This window comes from Winogradskyella sp. MIT101101, from assembly GCF_047126865.1.
Taxonomy (GTDB): Bacteria; Bacteroidota; Bacteroidia; order Flavobacteriales; family Flavobacteriaceae; genus Winogradskyella; species Winogradskyella ouciana.
In genome coordinates, this window is sequence record NZ_CP138982.1 from 1,484,065 (window position 1) to 1,509,775 (window position 25,711).

Below are 25,711 nucleotides of genomic sequence, written 5' to 3' on the forward strand. Positions count from 1 at the left end.
GCTTTTTCAATGTAGACTATATTTTCTATAGCGTATAAGTCAATCTAAAAGTAACAAATCGTGGCTGAATAAACGTCTCTGAACTAAATACGGAGATATTACCAGCACCATTACTAATATTAGAATCAATATCTAATATGTTAGAGGCTCTTAATGAGTACTCCCATTTAGCATCACTATTTTTTCTGTACATCAAAGACGCGTTCCATGTTTTAAACACATCTTTACTTCCATTACTTTCTTGTTCGTTATAGGTAAAATCCGTAACAAAGGTTAAGGCATCCCATATATAAGCATCAAACTCTATAGATGGTGCTCTTGTAATAAACTTAGTCGTATTGGTACCTTGGTCATTATCCCTAACTGTATAGCTATATCTTAATCTTACGTTTGGAGCCTCCCTAAAATTGGTTCTAATTTCTGGAGTATAACTCTGCGTAAAACTCTCGTTAACGGATTGTCTGCCTTGAATAAACTGGTTAAGTTTACTATAATTAAAGTTAGTTCTAAGACTAGCTCTAACTTTTCCAAACGTACGTTGTACTCTACCGAATACACTTGCACTCTCATCTGCAAATTGCGAGTTAAAGAATGAACTTGTTCTAATAACGCTTTCAAAGTTTGTTAATGAACGTATTTGATCAATATTTTTACTATAGTTGGCACCTGCAAATACATTGGTATAATTAAATAAGTTGAAACTACTATAGAACAAACTTAAGTTGTGTGATAATGCATTTTGCAGTTCTGGGTTACCAAATTGAATGCTATTAAAGTTATTTAGCACCAAGCCTTCTGCAATATTAGTAACATCCGTAAAGGTATTAGACATACGGTAATTGAATGTTAAACTCTCACTTTTCTTAAATTGAATACGCGTTTCAAAATCTGGTAATACATTAAAGAAATTGTCCTTAAAGGTTTCTCCTCCTTGTGTATTCTGATTGCTATACGCATGGAATGACACACCAGGTGTAAAGGTAAATTTACCGGTTTTGAATCTGTAATGAACACCTAAATAAACATCACCAAATCGGTATTCTACGTCATCATTCATTGCAGACAAGGTATTACCATCTGTATCAGTAATGGTTGGTGTTGGGTCAAAACGTGTACCATCATCTAAAAACTGAAATATATTGGAGTTGAATTTTTGATTGCTCAATATCGTCCCAAGGGTTAGATTGATGTTACTTTTTGTGTTCAGAATATTATAGTAATCTAACTTCGCATCCAACTGATTAGATTTTACACGTCTTTCTTGGTTGATATCATAACCAAACTGATCTCTATTTAAACCTAAGCCTTCTGCTGTGTCGTCAAAAGCATCATTATCTGGGTCATCATTATTAGATGGATCGTTCATCAACAACGCATTGTAAAATGGATCTTCATCTTTTATTAAATGTTGTGCTTCAAAAGCAAAAATGTTGTTCTCGTTGAGCGTGTAGTAATAATTCAAAGTTTGATTAATGCTATAGGGATTAGCAGTATCCAATTGATTGGTATTGCCAACGACTGATGAAAATAAATTCTGTCGTTCCTTATCGTCTGAAATACGACCCAAAAGATCATAATCTAATTGATTATTAACATTAGGTTTATAGGTAGCACTTAATTTAGCTATAGCCTGATTAGACGCTTCCCTACCTGTTGAAACGGTAGCTTCATCTGGTGGCACACTTGCTGATTCATCAATTGGAGTACTAGGATCATCTTCAATATCTATATAGTCGATAAAACTTTCTTCTCTGGTTCTAAGTCTACTACTGTTATAAATGACGAAACCACTTAAATCCAATGCCTTATTAGGTGAATAACTAAAGTTAGTAGCTATTAGTTTTGTTACTACTTCTTGCGAGTTTTGGATATTTGTTAACCCTCCCAGACCATTGTTACCTAAATTAATATTAGTACCACTTGTTCTACTTGGTGCTCTAAATCCAAAGCCTCCTCCAAAATTTCTTAAATCTCTATTGGTTAATGCTACTTCACCAATATTATTCATGTCGCCTATAACATTGATACTGTATTTAGGACTATAGTAAAATAACTTTGGCTGCACTAAGTACAACTCATCATTAGGCGATGGTGCTGTACCAACTCCTGCCGTAACATCTCCAAACCAAAAGTTGCTTTTTCCTTCTTTTAGTTTAATGTTAATTGCCACATTATCTTGGTTATTCTGTACACCACTTAACTGACCAACCTCAGCATAATTACGAAGTACTTGTACCTTATCCACAGCATTAGATGGAATATTCTTGGTTGCCAGTTTTGTATCTCCATCAAAGAAATCCTTACCCTCAACCATAACCTTGTTAACAACCTTTCCTTCTACTTCAATTTGTCCATCAGCATTTATTTCTACACCAGGCAGTTTTTTAAGTACATCTTCCAATTTACGTTCACTACCATTTTTAAATGAGTCTGCGTTATAGACTATAGTATCTCCTTTTATGGTCACAGGCATTTCGTAAGTGAGCTCTACAGCATCTAATGAATTGTCTGGTTGAAGGATAAAATCTTTAGTGATGTCAGCATCAAGAGTAGTAACAGTTTCATCTGCGGTTTTATACCCAATGTAACTGACTTGTACTTTATACTTCCCATTTTTACCCAAGGCCAAAATATATTTACCTTGTTCGTCAGTAGTAGCATAAGACTCAAGAGTATTGCTCTCTTGGTTGATGGCAATAACATTTGCCAATTCTAAAGGAGTCCCAATGCTATCCTTTACTATACCTTGCATTTTAATTTGAGCAAAGGAACTGCTTGATGCTACTATGCATAGTAGCAATAATAATTTTTTCATGTTGTTGATTGTTTTCTTTTGGTTGGTTGAGAAAACTTCTTTGATAGAAGTTTTCCCATATAACTTTAGATGCATTTATATTAGTTTCTACGTCCTCCGCCACGGCCACCTCGACGGCCTCCGTACATTTCTCGCATCTCTTCCATCTTTTTGGTTATGATCTCATTATACTCGGCCTGTGTAACTTCCTCGCCTTTTTCAGGTTTTTCAATCTCCTCTTTTTCTTCAGGATTCATTACAATTTTTGTACACAGTATTGTTGTTCTATCTGCGCTGACTTCCAATATTAATCCTGGTAAGCCCCAATAATCATCTGGACCTTGGTTAATTGGAATTTGTGGAGTATACCAAGCTGTAACTTCAATAGTTTTTGGCACTTCAATCTGGCTCATTGGATCGTCCTTATCTACTTTAGTAGAATCTTTGGCTTCTTCTCCTTCTTTCTTTTCGTCATTGTCTCGATCTCTCCCTCGTCTTGGCCTCATACTTCTCCAATCAAACTCATCTACGGTTTTAGTGGCTGTTGCCTTAAAACATGTGTATTGACCAATCTGTTTGGTTTCGGTTCCCATTTTCCACTCAAGACCTTTCAATTCGTCTTTAATTAAAAATTGCTTTCCGAAGAATTCCTGATCTTGTATCAACTCCTTATCCTTAACATTTTTATATTTAGGACCACCTGTTAAACTACTACTAAAACCACCAAAACCTCCACCAGAACCTGGTGCCTCTAATTTTTCGTCTTCTTTGTAAATGGATTCTGTTTTGTTGAAGGTTAAGATGTATTCTTTTTCAAGAAAACTCTTCATGCGCTCTTCTATACGCTTTTTTTGCTCAGGGCTCATCTCTCTACCACCAAATTGATCTAAATCCATAGTTGTTTTAGTTTGGTAGTACGCTTTGCCCTGAAAGTCTTGCCCATACGAAACAGTACAGAGGCAAAATAACAGTAATGATGTAAGTTTAAAAACTAGTTTTTTCATCTTAATAAGGTTAATGTTGAGTGTTAAATGTAGCTTTATAATTTTAAGTATTGATTAAAAAAAGTGTTACATAAATCGACAATCAACTAAATTGATATTGCATTAGACTTATTTAGATGCAAAACGTAATAATTACTTGCGTTAAAGTTGTGTTAATAAAATTAACCTCGTCTTCGACCCATTCTATTATTTCGAAATTCCTTCATTTTAGAAACAATCGTTTCTTGATATTCTGCCTTAGTAATTTCCTTTCCTTTATCTGGTGCTTCTATCTCAATTTGTTCTTCTGGATTTAATATAAGTTTTGTGCAAAGCATGGTTGTGTTACCTGCACTGACTTCTAATATTAATCCTGGTAGTCCCCAATATTCTGAAGGCCCATGTCCTACAGGTATCTGAGGCGAATACCACGCCTCAACTTCGGTCATTGCTACTTTAGGCTCTTCAATGGTTGTATTTGTAGAATCATTTTCTGTCTCCTCATCATTGGTGCTTCTCAATCGACTCCATGAAAAGTCGTACCAGGTTAAATCACTCGTCGGTATGGAAGCCGTTGCCTTAAAACAAGTATAATTACCAATTTGCTTAGTTTCTTTTTCTAACTGCCACTTAATGTCTTGAAGCTTATCCTTAACCAAAAACTGCTTGCCATAAAACTCCTGGTTTTGAATTTGAGTATTGGTTTTAACATTTTTGTACTGTTTTCCTGGTGCGAAATTTTTTCCCCAAGAATCTGTGGCTCCAGACATAGCATCTAATTGTTCATCTTCATAGAATAGAGACTCTTCCTTGTTAAAGGACAGTATGTATTCTTTTTCAAGTCTATTTTTAAGTCGAGCTTGTACTTGCTTCTTTTGTTCTTCACTCATTCTTGCTCCCCATCTTCCTAAATCCATAGTAGATTTTGAAACATAAATGGCTTTACCTTGAAATTCCTGAATATCTATTTCATTTTGTGGATCAGTGATCTCTTTATCTTTGAAAGAACTAGAAAATAATACGGAAAGAACAAGAATGCTAGATTTTAATAATATGGACTTCATGATAGATAAACTTATTTTTGTTTAACGAATTTAATTAATTATTAAACATTACTATTCTCTTTACCATAATATTAACATCAAAATATTTTCTTTTAGTCTAGCCACCAATAGTTATTGAAAAACTTTCACCATCTCTCTGGCCTTTTCTAGGTCTATAACGCTCTTGCATTTCCTTGGCTTTTTTCTCCATGATTTTCTCATATTCCTCCTGTGAAACCTCTTTACCTTTAGTCGGTTCAGCTATTTCTACCTTTTCTTCTGGGTTCAAAACAATTTTACTACATATAATGGTTAGCTTACCATCATGCACTTCTAATATTAATCCAGGTAAACCTTGGTAATTATCCGGACCATTATTTATTGGAATTTGTGGTGCATACCAAGCTGTTACTGTACGCTCTTCCATTTCTGGTTCTTTATCTAGATCACTTTCTTCTTCCTCATCATTCGTACTCACGACAACCCTTGGCTTTTCTACCATTTTGGTGTACGTTGCTTTAAAGCATTGATATTCTCCTATGAACTTAGTTTCAGACTCTAGCTTCCACTCAATAGGCTCTATTTCATCTTTAATGAGAAAAAGCTTGCCAAACGTATCTCTCAATTCGGCATAACGGTTTTCCTTTGTGTTTTTATAGAGCACATCATCTCCGCCTCCATTACCCATAACCACAATTTGGTAATCTCCTCCACCAACTTGCGGCTTACTCAATTCCTCTTCTTGTTGGTAGGTTGAAGCTTCTCGGTTAAAAGCTAGGTGGTATGTTTTTTGAAACTGCTTTTTCATCATCTCCACCATCTTGGCATGCATCTCGTCATTTACCTGAGTGCTATCCATTTTAATGTCGATATCTCGATGTGTCTTGTAGGTTGCCACACCCTGAAAATCTTGGGCGTGCAAACCTGTTACGCTAAGCGCTATTGCTACGACTAATGTTCTAATAATTGTTGTCATTTTGATTGAATTTTATAAATGTTACAATACAAATATCTACAATCTACACTTTTCTGAGCGTTAATGAACGTTAACGTGTGTTAACCAATGGTCAATAATTGAACTTTAACATTTACTTTTGAAATATGAACGATAAACGATATCAATGGATACTGTACATAATTATTGCTGTGATAGCTATCACTATTGGTATTCAGGTGTTTTGGAATTACAAGAACTACCAAACCAATAAGCAGCAATTAATCAATGATGTGCAGATAAGTTTGGATAAAGCCGTAGATGATTATTATGCTGCCTTAGCTGAACGCACCACACTTAACTTTTCGTTAATCAATAATTACACTGTTGATTCATTAAATCCAGAGACGGAAATTTCAAAACTTCTCAAAAAAATTGACCATCCTTCTAAAGGGCTAAAAAGCATAGACTCTTTAAAAACAAATAATTACAAAAGCTTCACATTTATAGACACTAGAGAAGCCGATTCTGCAGTCTTTAGCTATCATACGGATCACCAAACTATTAACGAAGACTCATTTAGACTTCGAGTTGGCAATTATAAATTCATTGACAGTATAAGCCCTTCAAGTTTTGAGTTGCTTACATCTAAAGTCGTCGTTGCAATAAGTAATGATTCTTTAGACTTAAAAAAGGTAGATAGCTTAATGAAAATTGAATTTGAAAGAAAAAACATTAACATACAACACAAGCTCTATTTTGATAAAAATTTACCCAATAAAAATTTTGAACCAATTATCCATACAGCAAGAGACTCTGTCCTTAAACATATGGACATTCTCAGCACCACATCAAAATCGACTTTTTTACCTAAGGGCAGTTCGCTAAGACTATATTTTTTTAATTCTACTTCTACCATTTTAAAACGAAGCTTAACAGGTATATTAATATCAACAATATTGGTAATTGCAGTGATAAGCTGTCTGTTTTATCTACTGCGCATCATAAAACATCAAAAACAACTCGCCGAAGTAAAAAATGATCTCATCAGTAATATTACTCACGAGTTTAAAACACCTATTGCCACTATTGGAGTCGCCTTAGAAAGTATCAATAATTTTAATGCTATTGAAGACAAAGAGAAGACAAAAAAATACATCAAAATGTCCTCTGAACAATTAGGTAAGCTCAACCTTATGGTTGAAAAGCTACTGGAAACGGCAACTTTAGACAGTGATAACCTAGAATTAAACAAAGAGTCGATAGATTGTGTTGAGTTGCTTAACTCGCTAGTTAGTCGTTACAAAATTCAATATCCAGAGAAAACATTCAATACCAGTTTTAAGGTCGAAAGCTTAAAGGCCAGCGTTGATGTCTTTCATTTTGAAAATGCCTTAAATAACGTTTTAGACAATGCCGTTAAATATGGTGGAGAGCTAATTTCCATTGATTTAGTTCCAAAAAAAGATATGTTTGACATTCTTATTTCGGATAACGGAAATACCCTTTCCAAAGAGAATAGAGAGCGTATTTTTGAAAAATTCTATCGTGTACCAAAAGGTAATACACACGATGTAAAAGGTTTTGGAATTGGCTTATATTATACAAAAACCATTATTGAAAAGCACAATGGTTCCATCTCTTTAGATTTAAACAAAAACTTAACAACCTTTAAAATTACACTTCCAAATGGTTAGTAAACTAAAATTATTATTAGCCGAAGATGAATCTGCACTAGGGCAAATTATAAAGGAAAGTCTCGAAACAAGAGATTTTGAAGTCATTTTATGCGACAATGGTGAAAAAGCTTTTGAAAAATACAAATCTGAATCGCCAGAAATTTTAGTGTTAGATGTTATGATGCCCAAAAAAGATGGCTTTACTCTAGCAAAAGAGATTAGAGCTATAGACGACACTATTCCTATTATTTTTTTAACCGCAAAATCGCAAACTGCAGATGTGGTTGAGGGTTTTTCAATTGGCGGCAACGATTACCTTAAAAAGCCATTTAGTATGGAAGAGTTAATTGTTAGGATTCATAATTTGGTGAGTCGTACTAAAGTTCAGAAAGCGTCAAAAATTTTAAAAATTGGAAACTATATTTTTGATTTCCCTAGACAACGACTTCAATTTAAGGATGAAGAAACCATTCAACTTACGCACAGAGAAGCGCATCTTCTTTTTCATTTAATAAATAATAAAAATCAAGTACTAGATCGCTCAGTCATACTCAATAAACTTTGGGGAACGGATGATTTCTTTTCGGCACGTAGTATGGATGTCTTTATCACTAAACTGCGTAAAAAACTAAAAAAGGACGAAACCATTCAGATTATAAATGTTAGAGGGTTTGGTTATAAATTGACTGTTTAAACATTGTAAACTTTTCAAGTTTTAAAAACCTAATACTCTAGCAAGAAAGTGGTTCAATTTTTGTACTTTTCTAGTTCGTATGAGAACGCCTATTTATTTCTTTTTTTTCTTTAGCATTTCATTGTTCTCCCAAGAACAAATTTCAGCTAGCATTATGGATTCAACATCCATTAAAGTCGAGAGGATTTTTGGCGTAGATACTTTTGGTACGCTGTATTACTCAACTGAAGATCATACATTTCACAAAAAAGCAAAAGACACTACTATTACCTATTCCAATTTTCAACTTGGTGAGATTACGTCCGCAAACACTTTTAACCCTTTAAAAATCAATCTTTTTTATCGAGATTTCAATACAGTTATCATTTTAGACAACCGATTGGCCGAGATTTTTAAGATTGACTTTAACACCGTACAGCCTTATAAAAATGTCAGCTTTGTTTCTACAGGCTTTGACAATACGCTTTGGATTTTTAATCAAGATTTACAGCAGTTAGAATTATATGATTACAAAACCAATAAAGTACGATTAAAAACGGTGCCAGTACAGTCTGACGTATTGGACCTTAAGAGCGATTATAACAATTGCTACATGCTTACCGAAAACCACCTATATGTTTACAGTTACTTCGGAAGTTTAATTTCTAAACACAAAAATGAAGGTTACGAGAGTTTAGCTTTTAGTAAAGCACATTTAATTTTAAAAAAAGGAAATTCATTACATATTTTATCAAAAACGGATAATAAAATACAACCGATTAAGCATCCATATTTGTTAATAAATCAGTTTTTGGTAACCAATGAAACCTTGTATATTTACGACGACGAAATTCTACGTCGATACCAACTTAAACTAGAATAAATTATGCATGTTGCTGTTGCAGGAAATATAGGAGCTGGAAAAACTACGCTCACAAAATTACTAGCCAAACATTACAAATGGGAAGCACAATTAGAAGACGTTGTTGACAACCCTTATTTAGATGATTTTTACAATCAGATGGAACGTTGGAGCTTTAATTTACAAGTCTATTTCTTAAACAGTAGATTTCGTCAGGTCAACCAGATTCATAATAGTGGAAAGGATATTATACAAGATAGAACCATCTATGAAGATGCGCATATTTTTGCACCCAACCTTCATGCTATGGGATTAATGACCAATCGCGATTTTGAAAATTATTCCTCTCTATTTGAGTTGATGGAATCGTTTGTAAAAGGTCCGGATTTATTGATTTATTTACGTAGTTCTATCCCAAATCTCGTTAACCAAATCCATAAACGTGGTCGCGATTACGAAAACACCATTAGCATAGATTACCTAAGCCGATTAAATGAGCGTTACGAAGCCTGGATTACCAAATACGACAAAGGCAACTTACTTATTATAGATGTAGACCATCTAGATTTTGTGGCTAATCCTGAAGATTTGGGTGGCATTATCAATAAAATTGACGCACAGATTCATGGTCTGTTTTAATCTTATGAATTAAGTAACACAATTTCAGTTTAAATAGTTTTATTTTTACATCAATGAAATTGTACAATTCCAAATTTTACCATCGTGATCTATCATGGCTACGCTTTAACCATCGTGTGCTACAAGAAGCAACTGACAAAAGAAATCCGCTTTATGAGCGCATAAAGTTTCTAGCTATTTTCTCTTCAAATCTTGATGAATTTTTTAGAGTAAGGGTTTCAGACATTAGGCAAATTAAAAGTTTAAAAAAGCCTTTAAGAAAAAAACTTATTACTAAACCCAACAAGGTTTTAAAGGAAATTAAAAAGCAAGTCCACAAGCAACAAGAGGAATTTGGTCATATATTTAAGAATGAAATAATTCCAGATTTAGAAAAAGAAGGTATTGTTTTAATTGACTACCATGCGTTTACCGATTCTCAAAAACAAATAGCAAAAACCTACTTTGAAGAACAGTTAAAACCTCTTTTAGATCTAGAAAATTCATTTCATAAGAACCCTGAGTCTATTTTTGTTGAAAATGAAGCATCCTACTTAACTACTCTATCGAATGGAGAACTTCAACTCGTAAAAATCCCAGATTCCGAGCCTCGATTTTTTACGTTTCCTACAAAAAACGGCAAGCACTTCATCACATTTATTGACGATATTTTAAAATACAATCTCGGCGAAAACCATCCTGAAGATGAAGTCACTTACTATGCCTTGAAAATTTCACGTGATGCGGAATTATATATTGAGGATGAGTTTTCAGGAAATTTAATGAATAAGATTAAAAATTCGTTACCAAAAAGAGATAAAGGTCAGCCCACAAGAGTTCTCATCGACAAAAGAATGCCAGAGGAATTTCAGGAGGTATTAAAAGAGGCTTTGGATATTTACAATGCAGACTTGGTTATGGGTGGCAGGCATCATAATTTTAAGGATTTCTTTGCCTTCCCTAATCCTACTGAAAAAGATTTATCGTTTAAAAAACTAGAGCCATTACCACATCCTATACTATCAAGTACAGAAAATATTTTTGATGCAATAGATAAAAAAGATCAATTACTCCATTATCCTTATCAGCAATTTGACCCTGTAATTAATTTGGTTGAAAATGCTGCAGAAGATGCAACGGTAACTACCATTAAAATGACGCTCTATAGATTGGCAGACGAATCCCGATTAAATACTGCCATTGCCAAAGCTGCAAAAAATGGAAAAGAAGTCATTGTGTTTATTGAAATAAAAGCCAGATTTGATGAGCAGAACAATCTTAAATGGGGTAATATTTTCAAAAAAAATGGTGCTACGGTAATCTATAGCTATCCTGATATAAAAGTTCATTCTAAGATTTTATACATTGAACGGGTAGTAAATGACAAGAAGAAACGCTACGCTTATATTAGTACAGGAAATTTTAATGAGAAAACTGCAGAGCTCTATACGGATTATGGACTTCTCACAGCTCACAAAAAAATAACCAAAGACTTAAACAAAGTGTTTTTAGTTTTACAAAAGGTTACCATAGTCCCAAAAACCAAAAGACTATTAGTCTCCCCTTACACCACAAGAAACAAACTTGAAAAATTAGTGAATGCAGAAATAGAGCATGCTAAAAATGGTAACGAGGCCTATATAATTTTGAAGATGAATAGCCTACAAGACAAATCCATGATTGAGTATCTTTATAAGGCAAGCAATGCCGGAGTGCAAATAAAGCTAATCGTTAGAGGCATTTGTAGTCTTGTACCTGGCATTAAAAATCAAAGTGAAAATATTGAGATTATAAGTATTTTAGATCGATTTCTAGAACATGGACGTGTTTATATTTTTGGCAATGGTGGTGACGAAAAAATTTACATAGGTTCTGCAGATTGGATGACCAGAAACCTAACCCATCGTATAGAAGTACTGACACCTATCTACGATAAGGATGTGCATAAGACATTAAGAGACTTAATAGAAATACAGTTAAGTGATAACACAAAGGCCAGAATTATAGATGCTGAGCAGAAAAATGAATACGTCGACAATTCCAAGAAAAAAGTAAGGGCACAATATGCTACTTATGAGTATTTTGAGAATAAGCTTTGATAAACAAGCTATTGTATAAATCCATTTTTTCTGGCATGGTCAATGGCTTGAGCACTTTTTTCAACCATTAAAACTTGTGTGGTTTTATAGTTTTCTATCAACCCTTTTACCCTTATCATTTTTTTCTTATGCTTCACACTTCTTAAATAAATGGCTAGTATCCTATCTGGAAACTCTTCGGCAATCTCCATGTATATATCTGGATCGTGCTCACCACTATCACCAATTAAAATAAAAGGCAAATCAGGATAAGTTTTTAAAAGATTAAGAATTTCCTTTTGCTTTTGTGGCTTTTCATCCAGTGATTTCCTTTTTAAAAAATTACTTAGACTTCGTAATAAAATTGGCCCCTTAGGAAAATTGTTCTGTCTCAAAAACAATTCTAGATAACGATATAAATTCCATGGGCTGTGGCTTACATAAAAAATCGGGTTTGCATTTTTTCCAGAAGCCCCTCTGTGGAGTCTGTGATAGAAATCAGCTGCACCTTCTAACGGACTTCTATTTTTGGCGTGTTTAAAAATTGAATTATAAACCACTTTCCACTTTAACATAGAAACTACACCTGTATGCAAAATAGTATCGTCTATATCACTGGCAACAGCAAATTGTGAGGTAGTGGACGGAATTAATATTTCACCAGGAAACCTATTTTCATTCTGTATGATTCGTTTAATATTGACATCACTGTACGAGAGCTCAAAAGACAGCCATCCTTCTTCATTGGTCAGCTTCTTTAAATCTTGGAGATTTGCTTCGACTTTGTAGTACCCATCATTGTCCGTAACTCCCTTTAAAATTTTATTATTGGGTAGCTTAATATTAATATCAACATTTTTGATTTCATCGGTTTCAAAACGTTTCCATGTATTAACAATAAGGTGCCAAATGTGCTGGTCTTCCAGGTCAATAGATTCGTCCTCCAAAGCTCTTCCACGTGCATAGAAATGCGAATCCGTGCCATAACCCTGAAATGCAATTATTTGTAATGGATCTTTTTTTAACCAGCCCAATGAAATGAAATTTTAAAAATTTCAAGATACTAAAATCCGTATATACGAAATAATAATACAAACTAAATAACTTAATAAATGTTAAAAATTATCGAAGTTATCTAAGTTCATAATTTTTCAAAGTATTTTAGTAGCAACACAAACATCAAGAACTATACTCAAACCATCTCAATTCATGAAGAATCTTATTCTCCTTCTATTTTTTTGCCTATCATTCTGTTTTTTAAATGCTCAAACTGCTAGAGAAAGTAGTACACCAACACCCAACTATAGAGCCGCTGCTAAATACTCACCAACTAATTTAGGGAAATTGGTTCACTCTACTTCTGTTAGACCACATTGGTTAAAAAATGGGAATCGTTTTTGGTATCAATACAAGACTACTGAAGGTTCTAAGTACTACATCGTTGATGCCGATAAGCGAAGCAAAAAAGAACTGTTTGACAATGAAAAAATGGCCAGATGGCTTACCGAAATAACCAAAGATCCTTATGACGCAAAGCATTTACCACGTTTTAATTTTGAGTTTGTAAAAAACGAAACAGCGATACGGTTTTATGTTACCTCAACTGAAAAAGTAGAAGAAGAAAAAGAAGTTGAAAACGAAGGTGAAAATGGAGAAGAAGAAACCGATTCTACTAAAACTAAGAAAATGAAAAAGGGTAAACCAAAAATGGTAAATAAAGTTTATCATTTTGAATATGTTCTTGGCAGTAATAACTTAACTGTTTTAAGCAATAAAAAGAAAGGTAAAGAAGAGTGGAAAAAATGGGCAAATATTGCTCCTGACAGTTCTGTAGTCTTGTTCTCAAAGAACTATAATTTGTATTGGATGGATAAAGAGAACTTTCTGAAAGCCGTCAAAAACGAAAAAGACAGCACAATAGTTGAAAACCAATGGACTACAGACGGAGAACTATATTATTCTTATGGAGGAAGTAGCGGAAGAGGTGAAACCAACGAGTCCATGAAGAAAAACAAAGACAAACGACAACGTATTTATGGTCTATGGTCACATGATTCTAAAAAGTTTGTGTTTCAACGAACAGATTCAAGACACATAAATGAGTTATGGGTTATCAATACCACGGCAAGCAAAAGACCAACTTTAGAAACCTATAAATATCACATGCCAGGTGAAGATGAATTTTACAAAACTGAACTTCATGTTTTTGATATACCCACCAAAAGTAGCTTACAGGTTCAATTAGATACAGTAAAACAACAAAGTGTCCAAGTCTATAGAGAACCCTTGAAAAAATCAAATTACGATGATGATTTTAACCCTGCCTTGCTACTCTCAAAAAAAGGAAAAATTTATTATAATACAATCAGTAGAGACCGAAAAAAGCTCGATATCTGTGTCGCTGATATAAATACCGGAGAATCTAAAGTATTGATAGAAGAGCGATTTAATACCTATATAGAATCACGTCCCTTAGTATTATTAAATGATGAAATAGAAATGTTGCATTGGGCAGAACGCACAGGCTGGGCACATTATTACCTCTATGATATTAATGGAAACTTAAAAAATCAGATAACCAATGGTTCGTTTCATGTTGAACATGCTATTGGAGTAGATGATGAATCGCGTACACTTTACTTCACAGCTCATGGTATACCAAAAGACCAAGATCCATATTACGAACATTTATATAAAGTTAATTTAAATGGGTCTGGCTTAAAAGCATTGAATCCTGGTAACTTTAACACAAGAACAGATATGGCTGACTCCAATGATTTTTTTGTTAGCAATTATTCAAGGGTAAATACAGTGCCAAAATCAGAATTGAGAAACAGTGCAGGCAAGGTAGTTTTGGAATTAGAGGAAGCTGATTTGTCACAACTTATGGCAACGGGTTATAAATTTCCAGAACCTTTTAAAATGAAAGCTGACGATGGTATTACGGATATTTACGGAGTAATGTATAGACCTTTTGAAATGGATTCTACTAAAAAATACCCTTTACTGGAATATGTATATCCAGGCCCACAAACTGAAGCGGTCAATAAATCGTTCTCTGTTCGTATGGATAGACTAGACCGTATGGCACAGGTAGGGTTTATTGTTGTAACCATGGGAAATCGCGGTGGTCATCCTGATCGTTCTAAGTGGTATCATAATTATGGTTACGGGAATTTAAGGGATTATGGTTTGGCAGATAAACGTCATGTAGCAGAGCAGTTAGCGGATAAACATGATTTTATTGATATTGAAAAAGTTGGAATCTACGGACACTCTGGTGGTGGTTTTATGAGCACCGCAGCTATTTTGGTTTATCCAGATTTCTTTAAAGCAGCTGTGTCTTCAGCTGGTAATCATGATAATGCTATTTATAATAGCTGGTGGAGTGAAACGCACCATGGAGTACAAGAAGAAACTGATGAAGATGGTAATACCAAATACAAGTATCTTATAGACAACAATCAATCACTTGCCAATAACCTAAAAGGAAAATTAATGTTGATTACGGGAGATGTAGATAATAACGTTCACCCTGGTGGTACCATTAGAATGGCTAATGCTTTAATAAAAGCCAACAAACGTTTTGACTTTATGTTAATGCCAGGACAGCGTCATGGTTTTGGAAGTATGACGGAATACTCATTTTGGCTAAGAGCAGATCATTTTAGCAAACATCTTTTAGGAAAAGAAGCTACTGAAGTAGATATTACGGAAATAAACAGGGATAAACCTAAAACTAAATCCTAGTATTAAAAAAACCAGGATTCAGGCCAAAGGAACATAACTAATAATCCGAAAGCGATTGTGAGTCCAAAAGAAATAATGATCCATTTCATTATTTCTTTGGCACCAAGCACTATGGCCATAACTCCTTTAAAGAGCATATTAGAGAGTCCTGCCAATAGTATAAGTTTCCACCCTACGGTAGCTTTTAGAGTTCCTTCCTTTATCAATTGGGATAATGATAGTGTTATGGCGTCAACATCTGTTAAACCACTTATTATTGAAATAATATACAATGCATTATTTCCAAATTTTTCTTTGGTAAATGCTACAGCCAAGAGTATAAAACCATAGAGCAATCCAAAAACCAATGCACTTTTAAACTGTGCTGGGTTTTTAGGTTCAGGCATTTTTTCTTCTTCTGAATCTTTTTTATTGATTAGATAGAAAAGAGCGACTGCAGTCAACGCCATAAAAATAATTACCGCTCCTATAGGTATAGCAATAATATTGAGGTACTGCGGAATAACTACACCGACTTCAAACAAAACTCGCACAAAAGATATGGCTGATGCTGTGACAATTACAAACACAGCCGTTTTGCTAATTGATGCATTATCTGCAGTTTTCCTCGCATAACTAACCGTCGTTGCCGTACTGCTTATTAAACCACCCAAAATACCATTTGAGATTACGCCTACCTTTTTCCCTACGAACTTGTAAATGAAATAACCTACGACACTAATCCCAACAATGAGTGTAACCATTAACCAGATATTCCGAGGATTGATAACATCGTAAGGCCCAAATGTTTTATCAGGAAGAATTGGCAAAATGACTAAACTTATACCAGCCAAAGTCATTATTGCAGATAGATCTTTCTCCTTAAGATTTTCTATAAATTCGTGTAAATGTTCTTTAACATACAATAAAATGGCAACAGAAGCACCTATAAGAACACCAATAAGTTGACTTCCCATAACAAGATAAGCACCAACGGCAAACATCAATAAAGCCGCAACCTCTGTAGTTTGACCAATGTCTGCTTGATTGAGTTTTTTAAGTTTTATATAATTAGCCATCAAAAGCATTGCCGCCATGCACAAACCCAATACAGGAAGAATAAATGGATTGTCAAACTCTCGTGTTAGCAATCCAGAGATAGTACCAAGGACAGTTATAAGTGTAAAAGTTCGCACTCCTGCCATATGGCTATCGGTTTTTTCGCGCTGTAATCCAACCAAAAGCCCTAAACCAAAGGCAATACCTAATGTCGATAAATCTGAATAATCCATATGTCTTTTTTGGCTATTAGAAAATTACGCATTTCTGACGAAATTTAGAGCAAATCCAAAAAACATCTCGTTTCAATAACTAAATTTATTAACGTAAACGATAAAAAAAGCCTCATCAATGATGAGGCTTTAAACTATAAACTGGTCAGTAATAACTATTAGTTATCTACTTCTTCCTTTACTTCTCTAATTACTTTTTTGACTTTCACCTCTACATCTTCCGAAGCTTCATTCATGGCGTCTAATTTAGCTTCAACCTCTTCTTTAGTTCCTTCAAAAGTTTGAGTGTCCGTAGACTCTTCACCATTTTCAGAAGTTACAGTGGTCACAACAGCCTTTACAGTTCCGTCATCATTGCTCTCCATATCTACCTTTACTTCCTTAGATATTTCCATTTTTTCAATGTCCATATTATTAGAAGCATAAGCAGACAAATCGTCTGAAGATAATGCAATACTTGGAGCTATTACTAATGCCACAACAGACATTAACTTCAATAAGATATTTAACGAAGGCCCAGAAGTATCTTTGAATGGATCACCAACGGTATCTCCAACTACAGCAGCTTTATGAGCCTCTGTTCCTTTTCTGCCTTCTTCTTCAATAGTCTTCTTAGCATTATCCCAAGCACCACCTGCATTCGATTGGAAAATTGCCATAAGCACACCACAAGTTGTTACACCTGCTAAAAGCCCACCTAACATTTCAGCACCTCCAATAAAACCAACTGCTACTGGAACAACGATTGCCAACAAACCTGGTAATACCATTTCCTTAATTGATGCTTTTGTAGAAATATCAATACATTTTCCATAATCTGCAACACCATCTGCATCATCAAATATTTTTCTATCTGCTTCAGATGCTTTAGACATGTCACTATCATATTTACGCATTACTTCTAAAGCAGCCTTTAATTGTGGAATATCTCTAAACTGACGACGAACTTCTTCGATCATTGCCATAGCAGCACGACCAACAGCATTCATGGATAAGGCTGAGAATACAAATGGTAGCATACCACCAACTAATAATCCAGCCATAATTTTTGGTTGAGATACATCAATAGCAATTACTCCAGCTGTCTGCATAAAAGCGGCAAATAATGCCAATGCCGTTAATGCAGCAGAAGCAATTGCAAAACCTTTTCCAACAGCCGCAGTTGTATTACCAACAGCGTCTAATTTATCTGTACGCTCACGAACTTCACTCGGTAATTCTGCCATTTCAGCAATACCACCTGCATTATCACAAATTGGTCCATAAGCATCTACAGCCAATTGAATACCTGTATTTGCTAACATACCTACAGCTGCGATTGCGATACCATATAAACCAGCAAAATGATGAGAAATAATAATAGCTGCAGCTATTAAAATAATAGGAATAGCTGTAGACATCATCCCAACACCTAAGCCTGCTATAATATTAGTTGCACTTCCAGTTTCTGATTGTTTAACAATAGAGTTTACCGGTTTTTTACCTGTAGCCGTATAATATTCGGTTATTTTACCAACTGCTAAACCAGCTATTAAACCAGCTATTACAGCAATAAACACTCCTAAAGATGTATACTCTACTCCATTTAAATTAAATGTCTCTGGTATAAACTCTTGAATTAAAAAGTAGGTTGCAACAGCCATCAATCCTGCTGAACCAAATTCTCCAATATTTAAGGCTGTTTGAGGGTTTCCTCCATCTTTTACTTTTACAAAAAACGTACCTACTATAGACATTATAATACCAACAGCTCCAAGAACTAAAGGTAAATATACCGCTCCTAAGCCATCAAAATTAGGAGTTATAATAACAGCACCTAATACCATAGTACCTATAATAGAACCAACATACGATTCGAATAAATCTGCTCCCATACCAGCAACATCACCTACATTATCACCAACATTATCAGCAATTGTTGCAGGATTTAAAGGGTGATCTTCAGGAATACCAGCTTCCACCTTACCAACTAAATCGGCACCTACATCAGCAGCTTTTGTATAAATACCTCCACCAACACGTGCAAACAAAGCAATTGAAGATGCACCTAAAGAAAATCCTGAAAGTACATTTAGTACCATACCTAAATTTTCTGATCCAGGCCACATGCTTTGATATATTGCAAATAAGCCACTCAATCCTAAAATACCTAAGCCTACAACACCTAGACCCATTACAGAACCACCTGCAAAAGCAACTTCTAATGCTCTACCTAAAGACGTTCTCGCAGCTTGTGTAGTTCTAACATTTGCTTTAGTAGCAACCTTCATCCCAATAAATCCAGCCAAAGCTGAACAAATCGCTCCAACTATAAATGATATTGCTACCATCCAGTTTGAGCCTTCTTCATTGCTTCCCTTAAAGAACAATAATACTGCTACCGCTACAACAAAAATTGCTAAAACTTTATATTCAGCTTTTAAAAAGGCCATTGCACCATCAGCAATGTTTTTGGCTATACGTGCCATTTTATCACTTCCTTCATCTTGTTTGTTTACCCAAGCACTCTTAATGAATACAAATAGTAATGCCAAAACTCCAAAAGCTGGCAAACCTTTAATTAATAATTCCATATTGATATGTGTTAGTTTAGTTAATTTTTTAACGTTGCCAAAAATAGAAAAATATACCTGATAAAAAAAGCCACCTTAAATTAAAGGTGGCTCAACACTATTGATGTTATTCTATCAATATCGTAATTATATTGTGAAAGTTCTGTTTTTCTTATGTTCACTAGCTTCGTAACGGTCTATACATTTGTTAAGAATATCGTAAGCCTCTTCTGCATTTCCCCAACCGCCAACATCAACTTTCTTTTTCTCTAAATCCTTATAAACCTGAAAGAAATGGGTAATCTCCTTCATTCTATGAGGATTTAAATCCATAATATCCATGTAGCTGTTCCAAATAGGATCGCTTACAGGTACACACACCAGTTTCTCATCTGGCCCTTTTTCGTCTGCCATATGAAATACACCAATTGGTTTTACTTCCATAACACACATGGGAAATGTAGGTTCAGACCCCATTACCAAAACATCTAAAGGATCACCATCTAATGCCAAAGTTTCTGGTATAAACCCATAATCTCCTGGATACATCATTGATGAAAATAACATTCTATCGAACCGTATTTTATTTAACACAAAATCATATTCGTATTTGTTACGGCTACCTTTTGGTATTTCTATTAATACATCGAAGGTCAGTTTTTTAGGCTTAGTCATATTCTCTATTTTTTTAAGGGGCTGCAAATATATAACTTAGATACAGTTATACCTAATGAAAACGCAAATAGTGAAGGCGGTTAAAAGTAGAATCCAAAACTTCCTGTTACACCGAATTTTCTAGCATCAGGATTATCTAAATAGTTACCTCTAAAATTAAAATCTATACGTAATATCTTAAAGATATTTGCGACTCCAAAACTGTACTCGTAGTACACTTTAGAGTCTGGCGCAACCAGTGGAAATTCTACTGGATTTCCAGTAGTGCTTAATGCAATATTCTCATCTGACAATTCTCCCCAAACACCTCTAATACTTGCAATAGCCCTTAAATTGTATTTTTTTAAGAATGGAATACGAGAGAACAATCGTCCATTAAAATTATGCTCTATATGCATCGATGTGTAGGTGTCGGTTACGAACTCATAAAAATCGAGTTGAGAGAATGTATTATAAATTGAAAAATACGTTTGATTACCTGGCACAACACTTAGCAAAGCCAAAGGCACTTCACCAAAGGTTTTACCCATTTCTATGGATGTGGTTAAACGACCAAAGCCTCCAACCTGCCATGGTTGTATATATGAGAACTGTAGTTTTGTATAATCAAAATCGCTATCAAACCAATCACGATCACCTCTGGTAACCTGCGCAAATAGTTTTGCGAAATTATCATTCTTTGTTTTTCGTTCTACACCAAAACCCGTCATTTCTCGTTTTGGATAAAAGTTTAGTGAGAGTCGAGTTTCAAACTGTTTTACTTCAGAGGAGATTCCTGTAGGTGATTCAGGATCATTAAAATCTAAGCTAAAAGTAGGTGATGCTGATCGTACATTTCTAAAACTTCCGTCTAAACGCACCACAAAATTTCGGGAAGGCTCAATAGACATACCCAAATTGGTCAGCTTTATATTGCTGAGTTTATCATTAGCTCCTGTATTTATAACTGAAGAAGACGCTAAACTTCTTCCCAGCACATCTGTAGAACTTGTTAAACTTGCTCCAATTTGCTCCACGTCCCTTCGCGTACCACCAAATAAGGTCAATCGGCTTTTCTTATCCAACAACCATTTACCTGATAAACCGTATTTAAACTTATTGTCTCTAAAGCCGTATGCCAAAAACCCTTCGAGTCTCCATGGGTCATTTGGACCAAAATACGTTCTTTCCGCCAGTTCTTAACCGTAAACCCTCTACTTCGTTAAAACCAAAAGTTGAAAAGATCGGTCCATAATCGAAATTTATACTTGGAAACTCCACATAACCAGAAGCCAAAATGCTCCCTATATTATATAGTCGCTTGAATTTTTTTACAGTTTTAAGCGTGTCCAACATTTTATAGACACCTTTTTCATCTTTATTTAACGCTTCTAGCCTGTTCTTTTCCCAAAAATCGTCTTCCCTATTATAAACATCTTTATCATAATTATAAACTTCTTTGTCATAGAAATCTTCATCCTTTGGCTGGTTAAATTGATAGTTATCGTATAGAGTTGTTCGTTTTCCATAAACACCTCTAGACTTTTCTTTTTTGTTTAATGCAAAATCCGATAGGAAATAATCGCGTTTGATTAGGAATACAGAATCGTTCAGCACCTCAAATTCTTGTTCAATATAAATCTCCTTAACCCAATTAATATTGGCGCTTTTTGAAGCCTGCATATTAATTTCTTTTATCGCATAGGTAGAATCGTTAACGCCAAAAATCTCCTTTAAAGGTCAACTCATTTTTTCGTCTAGGATAATAGATAATATTATAGCACCATTTATTGTCGATGTAAGCACTGTCTGAAAGCACATAGTTATAGGTTTGCACACCTGTTCTACTCAATGGGCTAACAAAACTCTTGTCAAAAAACTTTAGGTAATTATCATAGACATTATAGTCTGAATATAAATCATCAACAAAGTCTATTATAACCTGGTTGTTACTAAACCCAGAATTCTTATTACCCAATAAATCCTCTCGTTTTTCATTAATGACATTATCACCATAAACTTTTTTTACAGACTCATTTAAAAAGATTGGTAAGTATGTTTTACCTGTTACAGAAGATGTGTCCACTTCTTCAAACACAAACTCCATACCCTTAAAAAGTTTACTTTTAATCAGCGAACTATCTATAGTATTGAGATCAAACTCTACTTTTTCATATTGGTCATACTCATACTGCTTAAATTGACTCAATCCATTTTGTCGTTTACGTTCCCATATTTTTTGCAGAATACGGATCGCAGGATTTTCAGAAGCTTTTTTAGATTGCTTTCCTGTTACAATAACCACCTCATCTAAAGACGAAGCCTCTTCTTTTAGAATAAATTTTAAATCGTAGTTAACTTTTTTAGTAAGTGGAACTTCTAAAATTTCGAAACCAATGAAGGACACTATTAAGGTTTCCCATGTTTCATCAGATTCTAAGTAGAACTTTCCATCTTCATTGGTTATGGTACCTTCTGTTGAGCCTTTGAATAATACGTTGGCAAAAGGAATTGGGTCGTTGTTTTCATCATAGACATAACCGCTCACTTTCGTTTGAGCAAAAGCCGTTATAATTCCAAAACACAAAAAGAGTATAAGTAGTTTCTTTTTCATAATAAAAAAACTTCATCAACTATTGTGCAAAACTTACACTTACTTGATGAAGTTTATATAACGCAAAAAGTTGCGCTTTATTTGTACATAACTTTTTTCACCGCTTTTATAACGTCTTCACTATTTGGCAACCATTCTTCTAAAAGCACAGGTGAATATGGTGCTGGTGTATCAGCTGTATTTATTTTTACTACAGGAGCGTCCAGGTAGTCAAAAGCTTCTGATTGCACTAAATAAGTAATTTCGGTTGCCACATTACCAAAAGGCCAGGCTTCTTCTAAAACCACTAATCTATTTGTCTTTTTTACAGACTCCAAAATAGCTTTTCTATCCATAGGACGAACAGTTCGTAAATCTATGATTTCACAAGAGATACCTTCTTTTTCTAATTCGTCTGCTGCCTTGTAAGCTTCCTTTATAATTTTCCCGAAAGACACAATAGTAACATCTGTCCCTTCACGTTTAATATCCGCTACACCAATTGGTAAAATATACTCACCTTCTGGCACTTCACCTTTATCTCCGTACATCTGCTCACTCTCCATAAAAATAACAGGATCGTCATCTCTTATTGCTGCCTTTAATAAGCCTTTGGCATCGTAAGGATTGGATGGTACGATTACTTTTAAACCTGGAGTATTAGCGAACCAACTCTCAAATGCTTGCGAGTGTGTTGCTCCCAATTGACCTGCAGAAGCCGTTGGGCCTCTAAAAACAATAGGGCATTTAAACTGTCCACCAGACATTTGTCTAATCTTTGCCGCATTATTTATAATTTGATCAATTCCGACTAAAGAGAAATTAAAAGTCATGTATTCAACGATTGGGCGATTTCCTGTCATGGTAGACCCAATAGCAATACCTGCAAAACCAAGCTCCGCAATAGGTGTATCTATAACTCGCTTTGCACCAAATTCATCTAACATGCCTTTAGACGCTTTATAAGCACCATTATATTCAGCCACTTCCTCACCCATAAGATAAACGCTCTCATCTCTGCGCATTTCTTCGCTCATGGCTTCACAAACGGCCTCTCTAAATTGAATTGTCTTCATACTCTTGTTCTTAAACGAAAAACAAAAGTAAGCATAATTGAAAAACTAAATAAATCAAAATTATCTAAAATTTACTATGCATGCATAGTAAATATTCAAAATAAAATAATTACCTTCGTATCCGCAATATTTAGGGCTATTTTTTACACTTAAAGTTAAAAATAATACAGATTAACAACCATTATGTTGCGAAAACGTTTTAGTGTAAAGGAATTACAATTTAAAAATTAAATAAGATAAAGAATATGAAGATTTTAGTATGTATTAGCCATGTACCAGATACAACTTCAAAGATTAATTTTACTGATGATGACACCAAGTTCGATACCAATGGTGTACAATTTGTGATTAACCCAAATGATGAGTTTGGCTTAACACGTGCAATGTGGTTTAAGGAAAAGCAAGGTGCTAGTGTAGATGTCATTAACGTAGGTGGAGCAGAAACAGAACCAACGCTAAGAAAAGCTTTGGCTATTGGTGCTGACACTGCAATTAGAGTTGACACTCCTGCTACAGACGGTTTTTCTGTAGCTAAACAATTAGCGAATGTGGTAAAAGAAGGTGGTTACGATTTGGTAATAGCTGGTAGAGAATCTATTGATTATAATGGCGGCATGGTACCAGGAATGTTAGCTGCAATGATTGATGCAAACTTCGTTGCCAATTGCATCGGTTTAGAAGTTGACGGTACAAGTGCCAAAGCGGTTAGAGAGATTGATGGTGGAAAAGAAACCGTTAGTACGTCTTTACCTTTAGTTATTGGAGGACAGAAAGGATTAGTTGAAGAGAGTGATCTTCGTATTCCAAATATGAGAGGTATAATGATGGCGCGTAAAAAACCATTGAATGTGGTTGAGCCTACCGATGTCAGTGCTGAAACCAAATCAGTAAGCTTTGAAAAGCCAGCTCCAAAAGGCGCTGTTAAACTGGTTGAGCCAGATAATTTAGATGAATTAGTGAACTTACTTCATAACGAGGCTAAAGTAATTTAAAGCCTACCCTAACCCTTCCAAAGGAAGGGAACAATTGAGGATAAAAAATTATAATGTCACACTGAGCGCAGTCGAAGTGTAACTTACGAAAAACAAAAAATTATGTCAATACTAGTATATACAGAATCAGAAAACGGAAAATTTAAGAAAGCAGCTCTAGAGGTTGTATCTTATGCTAAGGCCATTGCAGACCAAATGGGAACTTCGGTTACTGCCGTAGCTGTCAATGCAGATAACGCTGATAGCTTAGGGAATTACGGAGCATCCAAAGTGCTTTCAGTAAAGAATGATGGTTTAGGTAAATTCAATGCCAAAAAATATGCTGCTATTTTAGAGCAAGCTGCAAAGCAAGAAGATGCTAAAGTTGTAGTCGTAAGCTCTAGCGCAGATAGTAAATATTTAGCTCCACTTTTAGCGGTTGAATTAGATGCAGGTTATGTTTCTAACGTCGTTGAAGTACCATCTAGCACATCTCCTTTTACAGTTAAGCGTACCGCTTTTACTAACAAAGCTTTTGCTAATACCGAAATTACAACGGATATAAAGATTGTTGGGTTATCTAACAATTCTTTTGGTGTTGTTGAATCTGGCGGAAGTGCTACAGTAGAAGATTTTTCTCCATCAATACCAGAATCTGGAGTGACGGTAGAGTCAATCGATAAGGCCACAGATAAAGTAAGTATTGCCGATGCAGAAATCGTTGTGTCTGGAGGAAGAGGTCTTAAAGGCCCTGAAAACTGGGGAATGGTTGAAGAACTTGCAGAAGTTTTGGGAGCAGCAACGGCATGCTCTAAACCTGTATCGGATTTAGGCTGGAGACCTCACAGTGAGCACGTGGGGCAAACAGGTAAACCTGTAGCTTCTAACTTATATATTGCCATTGGTATCTCTGGTGCCATTCAGCACTTGGCAGGTATCAACGCCTCTAAAGTAAAAGTTGTAATTAATACAGATGCTGAAGCGCCTTTCTTTAAAGCTGCTGATTACGGAGTTGTTGGTGACGCCTTTGAGGTCGTACCAAAACTAACAGAAAAATTAAAAGCTTTTAAAGCAGAAAACGCATAATTTTAGTAACTTGTAATATTCATAAGGACTGTTTAAATTGGCATAAAATCGAAATCTGCTAAAGCAGTTTGGTAAAGTCCTAATTTAAACAGTT

17 protein-coding genes and 1 pseudogene are annotated in these 25,711 nt (G+C 34.9%); 8 read left to right on the top strand and 10 right to left on the bottom strand.

The window, feature by feature from the left end:
• Positions 1 to 25: 25 nt before the first annotated feature.
• From SIB89_RS06950 to SIB89_RS06965, 4 genes are all read right to left on the bottom strand, one after another.
• On the bottom strand, positions 26 to 2,815 hold the full coding sequence (locus SIB89_RS06950; RefSeq protein ID WP_412561666.1) for a carboxypeptidase regulatory-like domain-containing protein: 2,790 nt from the start codon (positions 2,813 to 2,815) through the stop codon (positions 26 to 28).
• Between the two features lie 80 nt (positions 2,816 to 2,895).
• Positions 2,896 to 3,798 (bottom strand): GLPGLI family protein, encoded by a 903-nt coding sequence (locus tag SIB89_RS06955; protein WP_412561667.1) that lies wholly within the window; start codon positions 3,796 to 3,798, stop codon positions 2,896 to 2,898.
• 161 nt (positions 3,799 to 3,959) lie between these two features.
• Positions 3,960 to 4,841, bottom strand: coding sequence for a GLPGLI family protein (locus SIB89_RS06960; RefSeq protein WP_412561668.1), 882 nt, complete (start codon positions 4,839 to 4,841; stop codon positions 3,960 to 3,962).
• A 97-nt stretch (positions 4,842 to 4,938) separates the two neighbouring features.
• Positions 4,939 to 5,796 carry a GLPGLI family protein gene (locus SIB89_RS06965; protein ID WP_412561669.1) on the bottom strand — a complete coding sequence of 286 codons (858 nt, stop codon included), beginning with the start codon at positions 5,794 to 5,796 and terminating at the stop codon, positions 4,939 to 4,941.
• A gap of 125 nt (positions 5,797 to 5,921) precedes the next feature.
• On the opposite strand from SIB89_RS06965, the gene SIB89_RS06970 reads away from it, so the two are divergent.
• The 5 genes from SIB89_RS06970 to ppk1 all read left to right on the top strand — a co-directional run bounded on the left by SIB89_RS06970 (position 5,922) and on the right by ppk1 (position 11,685).
• Complete coding sequence (locus SIB89_RS06970; protein ID WP_412561670.1) at positions 5,922 to 7,451, top strand: sensor histidine kinase; 1,530 nt, start codon at positions 5,922 to 5,924, stop codon at positions 7,449 to 7,451.
• A complete protein-coding gene (locus SIB89_RS06975) occupies positions 7,444 to 8,127 on the top strand; it encodes a response regulator transcription factor (protein WP_412561671.1) in 684 nt (227 codons plus the stop codon). Before SIB89_RS06970 ends, SIB89_RS06975 begins: the two co-directional genes overlap by 8 nt.
• 154 nt (positions 8,128 to 8,281) lie before the next feature.
• Positions 8,282 to 8,989: a hypothetical protein gene (locus SIB89_RS06980; protein ID WP_412561672.1), complete on the top strand. Its 708-nt coding sequence runs from the start codon at positions 8,282 to 8,284 to the stop codon at positions 8,987 to 8,989.
• Positions 8,990 to 8,992: 3 nt separating this feature from the next.
• Positions 8,993 to 9,607: a deoxynucleoside kinase gene (locus SIB89_RS06985; RefSeq protein WP_273288988.1), complete on the top strand. Its 615-nt coding sequence runs from the start codon at positions 8,993 to 8,995 to the stop codon at positions 9,605 to 9,607.
• A gap of 53 nt (positions 9,608 to 9,660) precedes the next feature.
• Entirely contained in the window at positions 9,661 to 11,685 is a 2,025-nt protein-coding gene (gene ppk1 / locus SIB89_RS06990; RefSeq protein WP_412561673.1) for a polyphosphate kinase 1, read from the top strand.
• 8 nt (positions 11,686 to 11,693) lie between these two features.
• On the opposite strand, the gene SIB89_RS06995 is transcribed toward ppk1, so the two are convergent.
• The gene (locus SIB89_RS06995) at positions 11,694 to 12,698 is read right to left on the bottom strand and encodes an App1 family protein (protein WP_412561674.1); all 1,005 of its coding nucleotides are present in this window, start codon (positions 12,696 to 12,698) and stop codon (positions 11,694 to 11,696) included.
• 175 nt (positions 12,699 to 12,873) lie between these two features.
• Here SIB89_RS06995 and SIB89_RS07000 point away from each other — a divergent pair, with 175 nt between their 5' ends.
• The gene (locus SIB89_RS07000; protein WP_412561675.1) at positions 12,874 to 15,414 is read left to right on the top strand and encodes a prolyl oligopeptidase family serine peptidase; all 2,541 of its coding nucleotides are present in this window, start codon (positions 12,874 to 12,876) and stop codon (positions 15,412 to 15,414) included.
• Positions 15,415 to 15,416: 2 nt separating this feature from the next.
• On the opposite strand, the gene SIB89_RS07005 is transcribed toward SIB89_RS07000, so the two are convergent.
• The 5 genes and pseudogenes from SIB89_RS07005 to SIB89_RS07025 form a co-directional block, all read right to left on the bottom strand.
• A complete protein-coding gene (locus SIB89_RS07005) occupies positions 15,417 to 16,685 on the bottom strand; it encodes an MgtC/SapB family protein (RefSeq protein ID WP_412561676.1) in 1,269 nt (422 codons plus the stop codon).
• Positions 16,686 to 16,843: 158 nt separating this feature from the next.
• Positions 16,844 to 19,258: a sodium-translocating pyrophosphatase gene (locus SIB89_RS07010; RefSeq protein WP_412561677.1), complete on the bottom strand. Its 2,415-nt coding sequence runs from the start codon at positions 19,256 to 19,258 to the stop codon at positions 16,844 to 16,846.
• 126 nt (positions 19,259 to 19,384) lie between these two features.
• Positions 19,385 to 19,912, bottom strand: coding sequence for an inorganic diphosphatase (locus SIB89_RS07015; protein ID WP_155090156.1), 528 nt, complete (start codon positions 19,910 to 19,912; stop codon positions 19,385 to 19,387).
• A gap of 80 nt (positions 19,913 to 19,992) precedes the next feature.
• Positions 19,993 to 22,505 (bottom strand): annotated as a pseudogene (locus tag SIB89_RS07020) (DUF5686 family protein).
• A 77-nt stretch (positions 22,506 to 22,582) separates the two neighbouring features.
• A complete protein-coding gene (locus tag SIB89_RS07025; RefSeq protein WP_412561678.1) occupies positions 22,583 to 23,560 on the bottom strand; it encodes a pyruvate dehydrogenase complex E1 component subunit beta in 978 nt (325 codons plus the stop codon).
• Positions 23,561 to 23,805: 245 nt separating this feature from the next.
• Between SIB89_RS07025 and SIB89_RS07030 the strand changes: the two genes are divergently transcribed.
• Both SIB89_RS07030 and SIB89_RS07035 read left to right on the top strand, forming a co-directional pair.
• A complete protein-coding gene (locus tag SIB89_RS07030) occupies positions 23,806 to 24,552 on the top strand; it encodes an electron transfer flavoprotein subunit beta/FixA family protein (RefSeq protein ID WP_412561679.1) in 747 nt (248 codons plus the stop codon).
• A gap of 102 nt (positions 24,553 to 24,654) precedes the next feature.
• Positions 24,655 to 25,617: an electron transfer flavoprotein subunit alpha/FixB family protein gene (locus SIB89_RS07035; protein WP_412561680.1), complete on the top strand. Its 963-nt coding sequence runs from the start codon at positions 24,655 to 24,657 to the stop codon at positions 25,615 to 25,617.
• Positions 25,618 to 25,711: the final 94 nt, after the last annotated feature.

What these genes read in the sequence shown, in the direction of transcription:
- SIB89_RS06950 (WP_412561666.1), bottom strand. Translation starts at nt 2,815, where the DNA reads ATGAAAAAATTATTATTGCTACTATGCATAGTAGCATCAAGCAGTTCC.
- SIB89_RS06985 (WP_273288988.1), top strand. Translation starts at nt 8,993, where the DNA reads ATGCATGTTGCTGTTGCAGGAAATATAGGAGCTGGAAAAACTACGCTC.
- SIB89_RS07025 (WP_412561678.1), bottom strand. Translation starts at nt 23,560, where the DNA reads ATGAAGACAATTCAATTTAGAGAGGCCGTTTGTGAAGCCATGAGCGAA.
- SIB89_RS07030 (WP_412561679.1), top strand. Translation starts at nt 23,806, where the DNA reads ATGAAGATTTTAGTATGTATTAGCCATGTACCAGATACAACTTCAAAG.
- SIB89_RS07015 (WP_155090156.1), bottom strand. Translation starts at nt 19,912, where the DNA reads ATGACTAAGCCTAAAAAACTGACCTTCGATGTATTAATAGAAATACCA.
- SIB89_RS06970 (WP_412561670.1), top strand. Translation starts at nt 5,922, where the DNA reads ATGAACGATAAACGATATCAATGGATACTGTACATAATTATTGCTGTG.
- SIB89_RS07000 (WP_412561675.1), top strand. Translation starts at nt 12,874, where the DNA reads ATGAAGAATCTTATTCTCCTTCTATTTTTTTGCCTATCATTCTGTTTT.
- SIB89_RS06955 (WP_412561667.1), bottom strand. Translation starts at nt 3,798, where the DNA reads ATGAAAAAACTAGTTTTTAAACTTACATCATTACTGTTATTTTGCCTC.
- SIB89_RS06960 (WP_412561668.1), bottom strand. Translation starts at nt 4,841, where the DNA reads ATGAAGTCCATATTATTAAAATCTAGCATTCTTGTTCTTTCCGTATTA.
- SIB89_RS07010 (WP_412561677.1), bottom strand. Translation starts at nt 19,258, where the DNA reads ATGGAATTATTAATTAAAGGTTTGCCAGCTTTTGGAGTTTTGGCATTA.
- SIB89_RS06975 (WP_412561671.1), top strand. Translation starts at nt 7,444, where the DNA reads ATGGTTAGTAAACTAAAATTATTATTAGCCGAAGATGAATCTGCACTA.
- SIB89_RS07035 (WP_412561680.1), top strand. Translation starts at nt 24,655, where the DNA reads ATGTCAATACTAGTATATACAGAATCAGAAAACGGAAAATTTAAGAAA.
- SIB89_RS07005 (WP_412561676.1), bottom strand. Translation starts at nt 16,685, where the DNA reads ATGGATTATTCAGATTTATCGACATTAGGTATTGCCTTTGGTTTAGGG.
- SIB89_RS06965 (WP_412561669.1), bottom strand. Translation starts at nt 5,796, where the DNA reads ATGACAACAATTATTAGAACATTAGTCGTAGCAATAGCGCTTAGCGTA.
- SIB89_RS06980 (WP_412561672.1), top strand. Translation starts at nt 8,282, where the DNA reads ATGGATTCAACATCCATTAAAGTCGAGAGGATTTTTGGCGTAGATACT.
- ppk1 (WP_412561673.1), top strand. Translation starts at nt 9,661, where the DNA reads ATGAAATTGTACAATTCCAAATTTTACCATCGTGATCTATCATGGCTA.